Annotated in this window: 12 protein-coding genes; 6 read left to right on the top strand and 6 right to left on the bottom strand. The window is 35.0% G+C overall.

Annotation, left to right across the window (positions count from 1 at the left end; genetic code table 11):
• The first annotated feature begins 268 nt into the window (after nt 1-268).
• The 4 genes from AC6IWN_RS07400 to AC6IWN_RS07385 all read left to right on the top strand — a co-directional run bounded on the left by AC6IWN_RS07400 (nt 269) and on the right by AC6IWN_RS07385 (nt 7325).
• A complete protein-coding gene (locus tag AC6IWN_RS07400; protein ID WP_497991735.1) occupies nt 269-1801 on the top strand; it encodes a hypothetical protein in 1533 nt (510 codons plus the stop codon).
• 203 nt (nt 1802-2004) lie between these two features.
• Complete coding sequence (locus tag AC6IWN_RS07395; protein WP_497991734.1) at nt 2005-3216, top strand: ROK family protein; 1212 nt, start codon at nt 2005-2007, stop codon at nt 3214-3216.
• Between the two features lie 198 nt (nt 3217-3414).
• The gene (locus AC6IWN_RS07390) at nt 3415-5799 is read left to right on the top strand and encodes a phosphoketolase family protein (protein WP_497991733.1); all 2385 of its coding nucleotides are present in this window, start codon (nt 3415-3417) and stop codon (nt 5797-5799) included.
• A gap of 203 nt (nt 5800-6002) precedes the next feature.
• Entirely contained in the window at nt 6003-7325 is a 1323-nt protein-coding gene (locus AC6IWN_RS07385) for a polysaccharide deacetylase family protein (protein WP_497991732.1), read from the top strand.
• 70 nt (nt 7326-7395) lie between these two features.
• On the opposite strand, the gene AC6IWN_RS07380 is transcribed toward AC6IWN_RS07385, so the two are convergent.
• Together AC6IWN_RS07380 and AC6IWN_RS07375 are read right to left on the bottom strand one after the other, a co-directional pair.
• Entirely contained in the window at nt 7396-8448 is a 1053-nt protein-coding gene (locus AC6IWN_RS07380; RefSeq protein WP_497991731.1) for a tyrosine-type recombinase/integrase, read from the bottom strand.
• A 280-nt stretch (nt 8449-8728) separates the two neighbouring features.
• Nucleotides 8729-9472 (bottom strand): tRNA 2-thiocytidine biosynthesis TtcA family protein, encoded by a 744-nt coding sequence (locus AC6IWN_RS07375; protein ID WP_497991730.1) that lies wholly within the window; start codon nt 9470-9472, stop codon nt 8729-8731.
• Between the two features lie 504 nt (nt 9473-9976).
• On the opposite strand from AC6IWN_RS07375, the gene AC6IWN_RS07370 reads away from it, so the two are divergent.
• A complete protein-coding gene (locus AC6IWN_RS07370) occupies nt 9977-12634 on the top strand; it encodes an N-acetylmuramoyl-L-alanine amidase (RefSeq protein WP_497991729.1) in 2658 nt (885 codons plus the stop codon).
• Between the two features lie 19 nt (nt 12635-12653).
• On the opposite strand, the gene AC6IWN_RS07365 is transcribed toward AC6IWN_RS07370, so the two are convergent.
• The 4 genes from AC6IWN_RS07365 to AC6IWN_RS07350 all read right to left on the bottom strand — a co-directional run bounded on the left by AC6IWN_RS07365 (nt 12654) and on the right by AC6IWN_RS07350 (nt 15898).
• Nucleotides 12654-12995 (bottom strand): L,D-transpeptidase, encoded by a 342-nt coding sequence (locus tag AC6IWN_RS07365; RefSeq protein WP_497991728.1) that lies wholly within the window; start codon nt 12993-12995, stop codon nt 12654-12656.
• An 84-nt stretch (nt 12996-13079) separates the two neighbouring features.
• Nucleotides 13080-14387 carry an Nramp family divalent metal transporter gene (locus AC6IWN_RS07360; protein WP_497991727.1) on the bottom strand — a complete coding sequence of 436 codons (1308 nt, stop codon included), beginning with the start codon at nt 14385-14387 and terminating at the stop codon, nt 13080-13082.
• Between the two features lie 121 nt (nt 14388-14508).
• A complete protein-coding gene (locus AC6IWN_RS07355; RefSeq protein WP_497991726.1) occupies nt 14509-14988 on the bottom strand; it encodes a metal-dependent transcriptional regulator in 480 nt (159 codons plus the stop codon).
• A 205-nt stretch (nt 14989-15193) separates the two neighbouring features.
• Nucleotides 15194-15898, bottom strand: coding sequence for a hypothetical protein (locus AC6IWN_RS07350; RefSeq protein ID WP_497991725.1), 705 nt, complete (start codon nt 15896-15898; stop codon nt 15194-15196).
• A gap of 258 nt (nt 15899-16156) precedes the next feature.
• On the opposite strand from AC6IWN_RS07350, the gene AC6IWN_RS07345 reads away from it, so the two are divergent.
• Nucleotides 16157-18028 (top strand): polysaccharide biosynthesis protein, encoded by a 1872-nt coding sequence (locus tag AC6IWN_RS07345; protein WP_497991724.1) that lies wholly within the window; start codon nt 16157-16159, stop codon nt 18026-18028.
• The last annotated feature ends 3 nt before the right edge of the window (nt 18029-18031 follow it).

Raw genomic sequence — 18031 nt, 5'->3', positions numbered from 1 at the left:
CCTTTACTTTAATCACAACGAGTTTTCTATAATAGATGTTTATATTATATAAAAAATACAAATATTAGCAACGTAAAATCAGCATAGAAGGTTGGATAATCTGCACAAATCTTTTCAATTTCCAGGGCTCTTTGCTAGATGGTATTTAATAGAAATATTGTTAAATTTTATTTTTTATTGACTTTATGTGGTTAATAATGGATAATACTACCATGCATAATTATTCGCTATTTTTATAATAGAATTGTGCCGTGTAAAGGGGGTAATCATGAATTGTAATAATTGTAGTGCTGAATTAAAAGATAACGCAAAGGTTTGTTATTTCTGTGGAACAAAGGTGGAAAGTAATCAAAAACGCCACAGTAAAATAATACCTAGAATTTTATATGGAATTATAACCACGATTGCATTAATAACAACTGTTTTATTGGTAGGATTTATCGTTAAAAAATCCACGACCACCAGTGTACATCCACCACAAAATGTATTTTACATAAAGGGAGATTCGCTATATTATACCACTTTGAATGAAATCAAACCGAAGGAAATCGTAAAAGGTTATTATAAAGATCGCAATAGCGCACCGAAACCTATAAGCTTAAGCGCTAATGGAAAATGGTTATTTTATTCATTAGTAGGTGAAAAATCAGATTATTTCAAATATAGATTGAATGATTTATCAGAAGAAAAGAATAAAGTTGCTTCAGATGTTGATTTATTTACACCAAATACAAAGGGCAATAAGTTCTATTATATCTCCAAACACAATCTATACATAGCTAACGCACGTAAAACACAAAAGATAGACCAAGAAGTATCCAAGTTCTATACGGATCAAGAATGTAATCGGGTTATTTATCTCAAAACCGATGGATCCTTATATGAGAAAAGCAGCAAAAAAGCCGCGAAAAAGTTAGCAGAAAAGTGTGATATCAAATATGTGTCAAAGGATTTGAATACGATCTATTATTTGGATGGTGATGAGATGTTCCAGATTAAAAACTGTCAGGAAAAAATATCGATATCCAAGGAGAAGCCACTAATCCTTTATGTATTTGAGAATGGGGACATGTATTATCAAACGTCTCCGAAGTCATTGGAGGAAAATTGGTCCGTATACTTCTGTTCGGATGGAAAATCAATGCAAGTTAGCAATCCATCTGAAGCTTTGAAGAAGATTAAGCAAAAGAACCTTAAAATGTATGCATTTGATACAAAAGGCAAGGAATTGTTTTATACGATTCTTAATAAGAAAAAAAATAATAGTAATCTTTATCATGCAACATTAGACAAGGATGAAGTTTCTGATAGTAAACTAGAAGCCAAAGATGTTATTGGTTTCATCAATGCATTTAAAGATGATGATTTTGCATATTTAAAAAACCCAAAAAACAAGGGCTTAACCGGTGATCTATTTATCGATGACAAGAAAGTAGATAGTGATGTATGTACCTGGTTCTCGGATCGTCTTGAGAAGACGAACAGCTTCCTATATGCGAAAAATGTCAAGCAATTGAAAAGCAACAAAGAGAAAAGCATCTATACGTTAATGCTTTATCAAAACGGTAGAATCCAAAAGATTGCAGATAATGTAATTGATTATAAGATCCAAGAGGATAAGGTTATCTATCTGTCGCTACCAAATACGAATTCAACAAGTGGATTATTACGTGTTTATAATAATTCCGGAGAAAATAAAATTATTGATACAGAGGTCAATTTGATTCTTACACCAGAAAGAGTAGAGGTTGGGGAAATCAATCCTAATCATAATTTTGTAAGTCCAAATCCCCAAGGCTAGAGAGGCTGTAGCAGAATAAATAACTAGTATGAACAATGTTATATTGCCATAATCACTGTCTTTCAACTTATGAGTGAGGCAAATAACATTGTTCATTAATAGAATTATTATTTTGCAGCAGCCCTTTTTTGTCATATGGTATAATCTAGATAATTTCAGTTGATGTAACTTAAAAAGTGCTGTAGAATGAATAATATCGTCACATGAATGAAAAAGAGGGGTTAAGAACAAAGATGGTAATTGACAAACATTCGATACGTAAGCAGAACCGTTCTGTGATAATTGAGCAGATTATAAGTAACCAACCTATATCACGAGTAGAACTTTCTAAGCTTACCAATATCAATAAAGCAACTGTTTCTGAGATCATCAAAGAGTTATTGGATAACGAATTGATCGAGGAAGTAGGGGTTGGCAACAGTACTAGTGCAGGCGGCAGAAAGCCAACTATGCTTCAAATGAATGATAAAGCCGGATTATGTATTGGCATCGACCTTGGAGCTACATATATCGCGGTTTCATTATTTTATATGAACGGAACACGAATTTATCTAAATATTCATAGAGAGCTAGAGATAAATAGTCAAAATGCAGTGTCACATATTGAAAATGTAATACATGAAGCAGAATCTATAAAAGCAGATTCTGTCTATGGAATCACCGGAATAACCATTGCAGTGCATGGTATTACACTCCATAATAGAATCATATTTTCCTCACAATATGATTTGGATAAAATCGACTTAAAGCAGGAGATCAGTGCACGTTTTAAATATCCAATATATATTGAAAATGAAGCTAATTTAACGGCATTAGCTGAAAACACCTTTTCATCAACACATAAAAACCTAGTGTGCTTAAGTATTCATACCGGTATCGGTGTAGGTATCATAAATAACGGAGAGCTTTATACCGGAATGAATGGAATGGCCGGTGAGATAGGACATACTATTTTATTTCCGGATGGGAAGCCTTGCAGATGCGGCAACCATGGATGTTTGGAATTATATTGTTCAGAGTCAAGTATATTAGAGCAATATGAAGAGCTTACGGGTATTGCGAATGCAACACCGGACATGTTACAACAGGCGTACAATGAAGGCGATAAAATAGCAACCACACTTAGCACACAGATGTCAAAATACTTATCTATCGCTATTAATAATATTGTAGTTTCGTATTCACCTGATGTGGTATATATTAACAGTCCAATCATTTATAGAATCCCTGCGATGATAAATCAAATCCAAGACTTTATGCAAAGCTTCTTTAGTAGGAATATTATGATAAAGGATTCCAGTTTTGGATCAAAAGCAATCCTTCATGGCGCATGTGCCAATGATATCAAAAATTTTCTTCAAGTAAAACACCTAAAATTTTGTTCAAAAATTGAGGAGAAAACAGAAGATATTTGATAAAAGTTAATAAAATTAGAGTTTTTTTTAAAAGCAAAAATCCTATTAGGGAATTTTTGCTTTTTATTTTATTCAAATTATACAAAAGTTTTGAAAAATCGGCGAAATATTGTGCTTGTTAGAATTTTCACAATAATGTAAAATACATTATGAAGAGTTTGTTAGCACAACTAACTAACATTATTATGGAGGTATAATATGATTTCATTATTGAACAAATCTGAAATGTATGATTCATCAGACTACTTACAAAAAGTTGACGCGTTCTGGAGAGCAGCGAACTTTATTTCCGTAGGACAGTTATATTTAAAAGATAATCCGTTATTACAAAGACCGTTAGAAGTTACTGATTTAAAAGTGCATCCAATCGGACACTGGGGTACCATATCAGGACAGAACTTCATATATGCTCACTTAAATCGTGCAATTAACAAGTATGATTTAAATATGTTTTATATCGAAGGACCTGGTCACGGCGGTCAGGTTATGGTTTCTAATTCCTACCTTGATGGTAGCTACTCTGAAATCTATCCTGAGATTACAGAAGATATTGAAGGTCTTAAAAAATTATATAAACAATTCTCCTTTCCAGGTGGTATTGCATCTCATGCAGCTCCTGAAACACCAGGTTCCATTCACGAAGGCGGAGAGTTAGGTTATTCTTTAGCTCATGCAACAGGCGCTATCTTAGATAATCCTGATGTTATCGCTGCAACTGTAGTAGGTGACGGCGAAGCGGAAACAGGTCCTTTAGCAGCAGGCTGGTTCTCAAATGTATTTATCAACCCTGTTACTGATGGTGCTGTTTTACCAATCCTTTACTTAAATGGATTTAAGATTTCTAACCCTACCATCTTATCCAGAAAAACCAACGAAGAATTAACAAAATATTTCGAAGGTATGGGTTGGGAACCAATATTTGTAGAAGGAACTGATCCTGATAAAGTACATCCTGTAATGGCTGAGCAATTAGATAAAGCAATCGAAAAGATTAAAACGATCCAGGAAGAAGCTAGAAAGCACTCCGCAGAAGAAGCAGTTATGCCAATCTGGCCAGTATTAATCGTTCGTACCCCTAAGGGCTGGACTGGTCCTGCAGAGTGGGATGGCGAGCCTATCGAGGCTTCCTTTAGAGCTCACCAGGTTCCGATTCCTGTAGACGCACATCATCCAGAATTTATTCCTGATTTAGAGAAATGGTTAATGTCTTACAGACCTCAGGAATTATTCACAGAAGATGGTAAAATCATTCCTGAATTAAAAGAGATGGCACCTAAGGGTGACCAACGTATGGCAACAAATCCGATCACAAACGGCGGAATTGATCCTGAAAAATTAAACTTACCTAGCTGGTATGAATATGCAGTAGATACATCTGTTCCAGGTGCTGTTATTGCACAGGATATGGCTGTATTCGGTAACTATGCTCGTGATCTCGTTATAGAAAATCCGAAAAACTTTAGAATCTTTGGACCAGATGAATCTAAGTCCAACCGTTTAAATGCTGTATTCGAAGCGACTAAGAGACAGTGGTTAAGCCCAATCAAAGAGCGTTTTGATGAATGGCAGTCAGCTTCCGGTCGTGTAATCGACTCCCAGCTTTCTGAGCATCAGGCAGAAGGTTTCTTAGAAGGTTATGTATTAACAGGCCGTCACGGATTCTTCGCAAGCTACGAAGCATTTTTAAGAGTAGTTGACTCTATGTTAACTCAGCATTTCAAATGGTTAAGAAAAGCAAAAGAGCAGAAATGGAGAAAGAACTATCCTTCATTAAATGTTATTGCAACTTCAACTGTATTCCAGCAGGATCATAACGGTTATACTCACCAGGATCCAGGTCTCTTAACTCACTTAGCTGAGAAAAAACCTGAATTCATCAGAGAATACCTTCCTGCAGATGCGAACTCACTTATGGCAGTTGCTGAAAAAGTATTCGCAAGCGAAGAGATGATCAACGTTATTGTATCCAGTAAACATCCTCGTCCTCAGTTCTATAGCATTGCAGAGGCAGAAGAGCTTGTTAACAAGGGTCTTAAAGTAATTGACTGGGCATCCACAGCAAAATCCGGTGAGCCTGATTTAGTAATCGCTGCTGCTGGTACAGAGCCAAACTTAGAAGCACTTGCTGCAGTATCCATTTTAAATAAGCAGTTCCCTAACTTAAAGATTCGTTTCATCAACGTAGTAGACCTTCTTAAGTTACGTAGCCCGAAAGTAGATGAAAGAGGCTTAACAGACGAGGAATTTGATTCCTTCTTCACAAAAGATAAGCCAGTAATCTTTGCATTCCACGGTTACGAAGGTATGATTAGAGATATCTTCTTTAATCGTAACAACCACAATTTATACATCCATGGATACCGTGAGAACGGTGACATCACAACTCCATTTGACATGAGAGTATTAAGTGAGATGGATCGTTTCCACATGGCTAAGGAAGCAGCAGAAGTTGTATATGCAAAAGAAGCTGACGCATTCGTAGCTGAGATGGACGCAACTATTGCTAAACATCACTCCTTCATCCGTGAAAACGGTGATGATATTCCTGAGGTTGTTGACTGGACATGGGAAGCTTTAAAATAATCAAATCATTATACTAATTACTGCACTATTCGGCATTTTAATAACTCAACACAAGAGAAAGAACGACGATAGCTTTATGCTATTAGTCGTTCTTTCTTGATTTTATTAATTTCTTGTAGATTTTGGGACTTCAGAATATTGTATAATGTATATTAAGATGTTATAATATTCCAGAAATTAATAATATAAATCAGGAGAGAAAAATGAAAAAGAAAATTCTTGTTATTCCATATATAATGGCCGTTTTAATACTTAGTGCTTGTAAAAAGGATAGTGAAGCGATAAACAATAATCCAATAACTCCAACCCGGCCGACCAATATGGTCATTCAGAAACTCACTCCTTCTCCTGAACCTACAAAAGCAAACATTGCAAAGCAAATAACTCCATCACCGCAAAATAATAATTCAATAAAAGTTATCCCTAGCGATTATGATATAATAGTGGATGGTTATAACAAAGGAATGGATTTTAAAATTGGTTATCCGCAAATAAAAGGTTTAAAAGATTATTCCAAACAGAAAACGATTAATAATTTGATACGCAAGGATTCTATGTCATCTTTAAAGAAACCGGATATCAAATCTGATGAACTTTCATATGAAATTCAATGGAAGGGTAACAATTTACTAAGTGTTGGACAAAATGCATTCGAAGAATATCCTGATTCACCACATCCCAATTACTGTTACTACGGCTTAAATATCAACATAAAAACCGGTAAGAAAATCAAACTGAAGGATGTTTTTCATGTTGATCAGACCCTATTGGATAGCATTCGGAAAAATTATACCTATGCGGGGCCTATGGATCCTGATGATCCTACTCTAATGGATGAAGTTAAACAAAGCCTAAACGAATTAACGGTGGATTATTTAAATGATCACAGTTTTTATTTCACACAAAGTTCACTTGGTGTTATAGTTGATGTAGATCATTCTCAAGGTGAATTTGCAATGATAGAGATGAAATATAGTGATCTTAAAAAATCCATGATTTCTTCAAATAATATATGGGAAGATTTTAAAGGATTTAAACCCATTAAATCAGGTGTTATATCAAGTACATATTGGTACAAGAACATTAGTGAACTATATCATTTTACAAAAATCGAAAATCAATGCTTTGATGTGAATTTAAAAGAGTGGGGCAAGTTTAGATTTGTATCCGGTAAAGATTATCAAGGAAAATTATTATTCTTCTTAACCGATGATAAAAACAATATACAATATCAATTTTCTGATTTTTATGATAGTTACAATAAGGACCAGACCGTTACGGAAATATCATTTCATGATATAAATAACGACGGACGAATGGATGCTATTATAATCACAGAATGTGATAATAAATCTGCTTGTGATATATACTTCCAAGATGAATATGAAAGCTTTTTTCAAATACCAGATTTATATCATGATCTAAATGAATCCGATAAGAATTATGATACTGTAAATAAAGTAATGAATTATATGAATAAGACAGGAAATGCCATAGTTGCAAAGTATGTGGAGGAAGATAAATAAAACAATATCGCATGTAATCTTCCGAAATTTATTTTTCTTTTCCCCCTTCTGGGGAAAGACATAATTCTGTTTATTCCTTCTCCCTTAACCTTACAACCTTAGCGGCACTTCGTCTTCGTTGATCCTCAATCGCAGCATAGTGCTTCTTTGTGGTGTTAACATCCTTATGTCCTAATACATCTGCGACGAGGTAGATATCACCGGTTTCACGGTAAAGGCTTGTACCATATGTACTGCGGAGCTTATGGGGGGTAATATTCTTTAACTTAGTCACAATAGAAGAGTACTTTTTAACTAAGTTTTCTACAGAACGGACATTGATTCTTTTTAATTGCATGGATAGAAATAATGCATTCGTATGTCCTTCACAGGGAATTATTTTATTACGCTCGTCAAGATAATCTAGTAAGGCTTCTCTGACTTCGTCTCCGAAGTATACGATTACCTCATAACCACCTTTTCGTCTGATTTTTACACCATTGTTTTCAAAATCCACATCATTAATATCAAGCCCTACACATTCAGATACACGAATACCTGTTCCAAGCAGGAGAGTCATCATTGCCAAATCACGTAATTTTGTTTTAGCATGGAAGGATTGTTGCTTCTTCGTCATATTCTGAGCCGTTTCCACTTCATCTAACAGCTTAGCTACCTCATCAATTTCAAGTCTTACAATCGCTTTTTCATGAAGCTTAGGTACATTGATTAATGAAGCTGGATTTGTATTAATCATTTCTTTTTTAAAATAGTAATTATAAAAACTGCGAAGAGATACTAATTTGCGCTTCTTCCCATTCTCCGTATTCAGTCGTTCCTTATTCTCTGAACGATAGTAGCTGAGGTAATCCAGATATTCCTCTATATCGATGGCTTTGATTTGATCTAAGATTTCGATGTTAATATCTTGTATACGAGTATTATTTAAGGTGGGATTTGACTTCATCAAGAACTCAAAGAACACATTTAAATCATACGCATAAGCAATTCTGGTACGAGAGGAGGTGGTTGGTTCAATTCCCCTGAAAAAATGCTTGCAAAAGCGAGGTAAATCCTCTAGTAGGTTACGAAGACGTTCTGTATTGTCTATATTAATTTGATCATGATAATTTCGCTCTGACATAAAATCCTCCTGGTTTGTTTCTTGGATTAACATGTTTTGAATAGTATTTTTAAAGTTATCAATATTGTCCTTTTTTATAGTTTTCATTATTAAGGTTTATAAGTTCATATATATTTCGCACTTTGGTTTACATAATATTATTATGTTAGTTATGTTTATATTAATTACAATATTTGCCGCTATATTTGCTAGATAATTATTGTTATATTTATTACTATATTTCTTGCAATATTTGCTACTATATTCAACGCTATATAAATTGTACTATTTATTTTACTATTTATTGTTCTACTTCGGAATTCTCATCCTCACATTTCCAACCGTCAATCTTACTGCATGAGATTGCATGAAATAGCCGTTCTTTCAGTCCCGGACTTTCTGATCCCAGTGTCTTTATGAGCTGTTTGATATATTCACGCTTTGTATATCCGTCCACCGGACAAGGATTTTTTACTACCGGTAGGTTGTGGATATTACGAAAGCCTATTATATCTCGTTCCTCCACATATATCATCGGACGAAGCAATGTAATATCAGCACGTTCAAGATAGGTAACAGGAGAGAAGCAGTGGAAACGTCCCTCATAGATTAATGACATCATCATTGTCTCAACTACATCATCATAATGGTGTGCGTAAGCTGCTTTATTACATCCTAGTTCCTTGGCTTTTGTATTAAAAGCTCCTTTTCTCATCTTGGCACAGAGCGAACACGGGTTACTTTCTTTCCTGCGAGTGAATACAATATCTGCAATATCAGTTTCTACAACTGTATAATTTATTTCGAGTTCCTGACACAGTGTTTTTACTGCAGTAAAATCCATATCCTGAAATCCCATACTAACTGTAATTGCCTCAATATCGAATTGCTTTGGATAAAAACGTCTTAAGCCGGATAATGCATATAGAAGAGTCAAACTATCTTTGCCTCCCGATACACCGATTGCAATCGTATCACCATCCTGAATCATATTATATTCGTCAATCGCTTTTCTAGTATAACTCAGCAACTGCTGTAATTTCATGATAATGTTACCTTACCTTTCGTCGCTCTGTAATATTTGTCATTATAACATATTTTTTCAAATGTGAAAACCTTTGGTTATAGTATGCGCAGCATTCTTGATTTACAAACAATTATTAATCCTCTATCGTAGAATAGAAGTTTAATTAAATTTAACCAAAAGTAATGTGTGAAATCTTCGAAATAATCGTTCTATCGCCGTAGTACATAAATTCTATATATGTAACATTTAGCTCGGTTATTATTTGTTTACCCAAGATATTTGGTCTACTATTTTAGAATGTAATTTTAGTGTTCTTAATTTAAAATCTACAAACGTAGTACTTACGTATCAAACGTAATTCGTCATTAGTTATATCTAAAACCAAAGTATTTTCAAGATAGAAAATAATGAAATTTTTATAGATTTATTGTTGTTTTTTCTAATATGACACATTTTTAACATGAATTAACATTATTGTAATATTTAATAAGATATTTGATGGAGGGAAGGAGTTTTTACGAAATGATAAAATATTGTATGGGCAATATATTAAAAGCGAATGAGAATACGAATAGAAAGCTTCTTAGAAAGTTATGTATTATGTTATTTACTGCTTTCATTATCACCGGTATCACTTCTGCTCGTGCTGAAGCAGCCTCAGGATTAAAAATCTATTATTATTCTACGAATAAGACAACCACCTACAACGATAAGAAGGTAAAGATAACCTGTAACGGCACTACGATTAGTAGTACCTCCACACCGGGTATCTTAGTAAATGGTGTGTCCATGCAGCCATATGATGACATATTTAAAAGCGCTAGAATTGCTGCTGACTGTTCCTACGATTCCAAGAAAAATACTATTACAATATCAAAGTATGGCAAAAAAATTGTAATGAAAGTCGGTAGTAAGACCGCTACCGTTAACGGGAAAACAGAATCCATGTTAGTTGCACCGATGAAGGTCAAATATGTCTCTGCAAACAAGACTAAAATCTTAGTTCCATCCAAATTTGTTGCCACCAAACTGGGACTTGAATACACCTGGTATAGTTCAAAAAGCACTGTAGTTATTGTGAAGAAAACAATTATGATATCCATAAACAACGGAAAAAAATATGAGTACAGCGGTACACAGGGAAAAACAACTATCGATGGGAAAAACGTCAACTTAACAACTCAACCGAATATCATCATGAATGATACAGCGTTACTTCGTGCAAAAGCAGTTTTTGCTGATTCTTCCATCAAAGCAAATTATAGCTATGATTCAAAAACGAAAAAAATTACAATTAAAAAGAACAAAATCGTAATCACGATGACAATCGGCAGTAAGACAGCCCATGTAAACAACGTGAAGAAATCCCTACCTACTGCACCCGTCCTTTTGACGAATAAAGAAACCGGAAAATCCTATGTTTTAGTGCCTGGAACATTTACCACAACAAGCCTAGGATATAAATATAGCTGGAATAATTCAACACGTACCTCGGTGATTGTCACAAAAACACCACCCAATGGGTCAAATCAGGAACCAGAGTTGGGAGATGATGGCGATGTTACGGATACAGGTATTATCTTAAAAGAATGGAAAGCTTCTACTAAAAATTATGCCGTACCTTCGGATGTTCATTCGCTTTCTTCCACAATTAAAAAAGTTGGAAAGCTAACTAGTATCAACCTCAGTAGCACTAATACGAAACCGAATAAAGAGACATTTGTATTTGTAAGTTCCACCGGGTTTGGTAAGATTTCTTCTTCCAGTTCCGATAAGAAAATCACTCTACAGGCATCCAATACCAGCTGTTCGAATAACACAAAAAATTATAAAACAACCTCTTCAAAGCTAATCAGCTCCATTAAAACTACATATAAATCATCAACCTCCAGCTCAACTTTTGAACTCAACTTGCATCAGAATTATTATAAATATGATTTATCCCTTTCCTCTGATAAAAAGTCGTTAAAGGTTACTGTTTATACCAACACATTAGCATCCGGATATATCGGTACAAATAGCGAATCAGAATATATGGTAATTGAATCAATCAATAACATTCATGCATCTGTTTCTGCTTCCGGTACAAAGATCACTATCGATTTACCAGATTGCTTAAGTGGAATCGGAAATCTATCATCCGATATAAAGAATGCAAAGTATATTAGCAAAGTTTCATCTACAACATCTAATGGAAAAACTCAGATTTTCCTTACGATGAAAGCCGGCTATACCTACCGTGTCGAGCAAAAGGGCAAAGTATTCAAGCTGATATTGCAGAAGTCCCATATTCCGGTTGTTAAGGATAAAAGCAAATATGAAATCGTAATTCCCCTATCATCTGATTTGAATATAGCCTGCATTTCCGATGAAGACATTTACTATAAAAACTGTTTTGTTATTCGATTGGAAGGAGATTATAGAAACTTTTACAAGAGTCACTCAATCTCTGAAGGCTCCAAGACAGTATCAGGAAAAACCATATCACTAAACAGCAATGGTGATACCGAGATTAAGTTTTCAACAACGAAGATCCAAGGATATGAATTAGCTACTGATACCAAGAATTTATATATTAATGTAGGAAATACGAGCGAAATATATAAGAATATCGTAGTCCTAGACCCCGGCCATGGCGGCGCTGCGGTTGGAGCAAAGAATCAAGGGTATTATGAGAAAGATATTAATTTCAAAATCCTTTACACGGTTGGCAAAAAATACTTTAATCAAGATCCTTCCAAATTAAAGGTATATTATACCCGTACTGCAGACTACGACATCTCATTAGCAGATCGAGCAGCGTTTGCCTCGAAAGTAGGTGCAGATCTATTTGTTAGCTTACATATGAACTCCGCTATCAACGCCCCGGGTGCGAAGGGAACCGAAGTATTTTATTCCTCCAATAATAATTCACCGAATAAATCCGGTTTAACAAGTAAAATGATGGCCACTAGCTTTGTTAATAATATTTGCAAGACACTTGGTTCCACAAACAGAGGAGTAAAGCAAGATGCACTTTATGTGACAAAAAGAAATAGTGTTCCCGCAGTACTAATCGAATTAGGTTTTATCTCTAATTCCAGTGATTTAGCTATGATAACAAATGCTTCAAAACAGGATACCGCGGCAGAAACCATCTACAATACATTACTTGATCTGTTCAATAAATACCCTGGTTAATACTAATAATGCCCATGCATCACGCAATTGTAACCGGTGTACCGATAGGCAGCAATTGATACAGTTCAACCACATCTTTGTTATTCATACGGATACATCCGTGTGATACGCTTTTACCAATGGAACTCGGATCGTTAGTACCATGGATCCCATATCCACCATATGGTATATTAAGACCCATCCAACGGACGCCGTATGGGCCTCCCGGATTCATAAGCTTATTAACAATTTTATAATTACCGGTAGGTGTCGGAGTAGTAGGTTTTCCGATAGCTACCGGATATTTTTTTACAAATTGGCCATTTTTCATCAGCGTTAGGGTGTGCGTTCCCCGATTAATCAAAACAGAATATGGATTCATCCTGCCACCTATTTCATTTTATATTTATCTAAAATCATCATTACCTTATTACAAATCTTATCTCATATTATTACGTGATTAATTCTATACATTTCCGGTAAAAGTCATATAAAGTAAGAGAGCATTGGCAGCGATAATCACCGAGGATATAAGACAGCCTGCAATATTGGTAATTCTTTTATTTTTAAGGGCTCCCATCAAATCTTTGCGGCTGGTAATGATCAGCATAGGAATAATTGCTACAGGGAGAATAAAGCTCAGTATTACCTGACTAAAGACAAGTGCCTTAATCGGATTAATTCCAATAACTATAATCACCATGCCCGGAAGCATTGTGACTAGTCTGGTTATATTATCTTTGATCTTAAGTCCAACAAATCCCTGCATAATAGTTTGACCCGCCATCGTTCCGACAGCAGAAGAGGAAAGCCCGGATGAAATCAAAGCAATTGCAAAAGCCGCTCCTGAGGCCGCCCCTAATAATGGCGTTAATGTTTCCTTCGCCTGCTCAATCGAAGTAATCGCAAGCCCATTTCTATAAAATACTGCTGCCGAGACGATTACCATGGATGCATTGATTACGAATGCGATATTCATTGCTATGATGATATCAAAACGTTCCATCTTAAGGTGTTTCTTTTTTTGCTCGATTGATAATCCAATATTTCTTTCCTGTACCAGACTGGAGTGAAGATAGATCACATGGGGCATTACTGTGGCACCCAACATTCCGACTGCGATTAAGACTGCTTCCCCATTTGGTAGTGAGGGGAGCAACACATGAAGGCCCACCTGAGACCATTCGGGTTTTGATAATAGTAATTCAACGGAATAAGCGACGCATATAACAGCGACTAGAATTGATATGATTATTTCGACGATACGTTGGCCATACTTCCCGACATATACAATGATAAAAGTTAGAATTGCTGTGATAAGCCCCGCATAAATCATTGGGATGTGAAATAAGAGATAAAACCCAAGGGTTCCGCCGAGAAATTCTGCGAGATTCGTTGCCATGGCTCCTAGCTCAGCAACAATCCAAAAACACCAATTTGTTTTTCGGGAAAATACTTTGCCACACATCATTGGCAAGGAATGACCAGTAGCAATTCCAAGCTTTGCAGACATAATCTGCAAGAAGATAGCCATCAAATTACTCCATAAGATAACCCACAAGAGGGTATAATTGAATTTTGACCCTCCGCTGATATTTGTTGCAAAGTTGCCGGGGTCAATGTAGGCTACACTAACAATAAAAGCAGGGCCTAAAAACTTTAATAACGATTGTAGTCTATTGTACGTGCCAAATCCTTGCTTTGAATTTCCTTTTTGTATAACTCCCTCATCTGTTACTGGGCAGATAGGTTGAACGTAATTCTCATCTAACATCAATTTACACCTCTTTACTATCATATTGAATTGAATTATGTACTTAAGAGATTTAGCCCAGCCTAAATCAAGTCTCTAACTCACAATATGACAGAAAGGTTAATTATGTTACAGCTATCGTTCACCCGATATGATAATTCGAAAACTGATTATATTTTTCAAGTACATCTGGATTACTTTGCACAAATTGATTAAATAAGCTCAAACGCTGCAAAGTAGAGGGGGATATCACATGTTCAATCAATTCTGTTTCAATCAGCAAATTCTCTTTGACATCCAGATTTTTTAAAAATTCTTCTATAATTTCATGACGTTGTAGTAGAAACTTACCAATTTCCCTCCCATTCTCTGACAAGCGAATAATTCCATGCTTTTTATAAACCAAAAGCCCTGCCAAACTCAACTTTTGTACCATATTTGTGGCCGAGGGAGCCGATACGTTGAGTAACTCAGATAGGGTGGTAAGGCGCAAAAACCCATCCAACAGGCTATTGCGATAAATCATTTCCAAATAATCCTCCATAGCAGGGGTTAAGAGCTTCTTATTTTGCTCCATTAATTGATATCCTCGGACCGTATGAAATTTCGAATTATCTTCCAAGTTCTATACCTCCCAACGTAGAGATCCCTTATATAATGTATATTCCGAGTTTTTAAATATATAAGCTATTGTTTTAAGATAAAATATCGTGATTAAATAACAAAAAAGACTGTTGTAAAATAAATAATTCGGCAAGAAATATATCCCTAACAAATTATTTATTTCATAACAGTCTTTCATCTATCTTTGTATATCTATTCTGTGTCTATGATGCTTTTTTCTTTGTAAATCCGTCATAAAACCCTTTGAATTTTTTATCTTTTTTTCTTGCGTTATTAATCTTATTGTTTGTTTCTTTTATCAACTTAACAACATCTTCATCCTTGATTCGTTCACGATAGTATTGTTTTGTCTTTTCATCGAAGTCATCTGAGTATATCTTCATGTTGCCGGATGAATCCTTTATAACATAAAATTCATCTAGCGCCGGAGCCATAGTAGTAATGTTATAAAACTTTATATTTTGATATACAAAAACGATAAATTCATTTTTCCGGAAGCTCTTTTTAACATAGCATTTAATATTTTTATATCCCTCTATAAAATTAATATTCTTTTTTAATTGTTCCTTGGAAGCAACTTGCGAGGTATCTGTAAGTAATGTTTTGATTGTGTCGCGATCACTGTGGAGCTTTGCATTATAATACTTATTTATTAATTCAGTGATTTTTGCATTACCATCTTTTTCAAATCCATAAACAGGCAGCTGTGCCGGCAACTCAGTCACGGCGGGAGAAGGGGTTAAATCGGAATCCTTATCTGTATCTTTATCAGCAACTTTTGATATATCTTGAGATGCAACAGTACTGGCATTTGGAGAATGATTCGGATTGACTGACAGGGTTAAAACGCCCATTCCTAACGTACTTAATAAGGATAATAAGATTGCTTTTTTATATCTTAGTTTCATCTTCAGACCTCCGTGGTTCATTTGACACACAAAATCTTGTCACATAGAATATTTTAACAAATTTACCTGCTTGAGGCAACAACATCTTAAGCTTTGTCGAACAAATTCTTCCTAAAAATCATTTCATAAACCTAGGTACAATAATGTGCATGTAAGAATATATTAAACTAAGTATAATCATAAAACGACAAGTTATAACGTTTTTAACATGTGATTTTGTAAAAATATGAATCACTAAGGTATAGGAGGGGGCAGTAGATGTTCCGTTTGTATCGAAAAATGATATTATTTCTACTTGATATCAGCATCATAATCATGACAATTAATTCCACATATTTCATTATGTTTGATATATATAGATCTAGCAAATTAAACTATCCTTATTTGTTACCACATATAATTTTATTCATCATTATTCTAACAATAATGCAATGTTTGTTCGGAAACTACCGTATTATATGGAGGTACGCACGTTCTAAAGAATATTTGACTATGCTTTTAGGAGGAGCGGTAGGATTTATCTTTTATTTGATTATTGACTATGTCATCTTAAATAGTGTAGTACCAATATTGATTGCCTTTTCTACTCTAACGATATCTCTTTTAGGAATGCTATTAATGAGGTTATGCTATCGTCATTATGTTAATTATATTCATAAACCCTGTGTAAATTCATTCCTTCCGATCGTAATTATCGGAGCAGGGGAAGCTGGTGTAAAATTATATGAAGAAATAGAAAGCAACCCGAATAATAAATACAAGGTACTCTTCTTTGTAGATGATGATCGCTTAAAAATCGGGAAGAAAATTCACCGAATTGAAGTAAAAGGGCCAATATCTGATTTGGAAAATCTATTACAAAATTCAGAAGTTAAGGAAATAGTAATCGCGATTCCTTCTATGTCTGCGAATCGTCAGAGAGAAGTCTTAAAGCTTTGTTCCAAGCTTCCCTATAAAATTCAAATTCTACCGAATACATTAGCAATTCTTCAAAGCAAAACACATGAAACATTATTAAAAAGGATGCACGATATCAACACCGAAGAGCTTCTGGATAGAGAGACGGTAAATTTTAAGGGGGATGAAATCAAAGAGTTTTTATCCGATAAGATTGTAATGGTTACTGGAGGAGGCGGTTCTATCGGCTCCGAGCTGTGCAGACAGATTTCCAAAGCATCGGTAAAACAATTAATTATTCTTGATATATACGAAAATAATGCTTATGAAATTCAACAGGAATTAATTAAGTTTTACGGTGACAAACTGGATTTAAAGATTGAAATAGCATCCATCCGTGACAAAGCAAAAGTTAATCAGTTAATTGAGCGCTATCGACCCAATATTATATTTCATGCTGCAGCGCATAAGCATGTCCCATTAATGGAAGATTGTCCGGAAGAAGCGATTCTAAACAATATATTTGGGACTTATAATGTGGTTCAAGCAGCAGAGCGCTATGATGTTGATAAATTTGTACTTATCTCAACGGATAAAGCAGTCAATCCCACCAGTGTTATGGGCGCAAGCAAAAGATTCTGCGAGATGATACTCCAAAGTAAGAAAAGAACCAGTAAGACCGAATTTGTTGCAGTTCGTTTTGGTAATGTATTAGGCTCAAATGGTTCCGTTATTCCTCTGTTTCAAAAGCAAATTGCTCAGGGAGGGCCAGTCACCATTACGGATAAGCGTATTGTACGTTTTTTTATGACGATCAACGAAGCAACCGAATTAGTATTACAGGCAGGCGCTATGGCGAACAGTTCTGAAATCTATGTTCTAGATATGGGGGAACAGGTTAAGATCCTTGATCTGGCAGAAAACCTGATTCGTCTATCCGGGTATGTTCCATATGTTGATATATCGATTGTTGAAATAGGCCTTCGTCCCGGAGAAAAATTGTATGAGGAACTCTTAACAAAGAGCGAGAATCTTATTAGTACGATAAATCAAAAGATATTTATAGAACAACAAAATGAATTGAGCCAGGAAGAGCTGGATCAAGGACTCAAATTATTATCAAACGCATTAAAAACAAAGGATAAAAGGCACATTATCGAAGCATTAAAACAAGTAGTACCAACCTATAAGAGCCCTGAAGAGGTAAATAACATTCATGATAATAGGAATTAAGGT

The organism is Variimorphobacter sp. HTMS_6 (genome assembly GCF_059717775.1).
Note: the sequence above shows the minus strand (reverse complement) of the source record. Positions and strands in the feature narration are given on the sequence as shown.

Bases quoted from the DNA above. Each gene is read 5' to 3' on its own strand.
- AC6IWN_RS07360 (WP_497991727.1), bottom strand. From the start codon at position 14,387: ATGTTAGATGAGAATTACGTTCAACCTATCTGCCCAGTAACAGATGAG.
- AC6IWN_RS07365 (WP_497991728.1), bottom strand. From the start codon at position 12,995: ATGAATCCATATTCTGTTTTGATTAATCGGGGAACGCACACCCTAACG.
- AC6IWN_RS07400 (WP_497991735.1), top strand. From the start codon at position 269: ATGAATTGTAATAATTGTAGTGCTGAATTAAAAGATAACGCAAAGGTT.
- AC6IWN_RS07370 (WP_497991729.1), top strand. From the start codon at position 9,977: ATGATAAAATATTGTATGGGCAATATATTAAAAGCGAATGAGAATACG.
- AC6IWN_RS07390 (WP_497991733.1), top strand. From the start codon at position 3,415: ATGATTTCATTATTGAACAAATCTGAAATGTATGATTCATCAGACTAC.
- AC6IWN_RS07345 (WP_497991724.1), top strand. From the start codon at position 16,157: ATGTTCCGTTTGTATCGAAAAATGATATTATTTCTACTTGATATCAGC.
- AC6IWN_RS07385 (WP_497991732.1), top strand. From the start codon at position 6,003: ATGAAAAAGAAAATTCTTGTTATTCCATATATAATGGCCGTTTTAATA.
- AC6IWN_RS07350 (WP_497991725.1), bottom strand. From the start codon at position 15,898: ATGAAACTAAGATATAAAAAAGCAATCTTATTATCCTTATTAAGTACG.
- AC6IWN_RS07380 (WP_497991731.1), bottom strand. From the start codon at position 8,448: ATGTCAGAGCGAAATTATCATGATCAAATTAATATAGACAATACAGAA.
- AC6IWN_RS07395 (WP_497991734.1), top strand. From the start codon at position 2,005: ATGAATGAAAAAGAGGGGTTAAGAACAAAGATGGTAATTGACAAACAT.
- AC6IWN_RS07375 (WP_497991730.1), bottom strand. From the start codon at position 9,472: ATGAAATTACAGCAGTTGCTGAGTTATACTAGAAAAGCGATTGACGAA.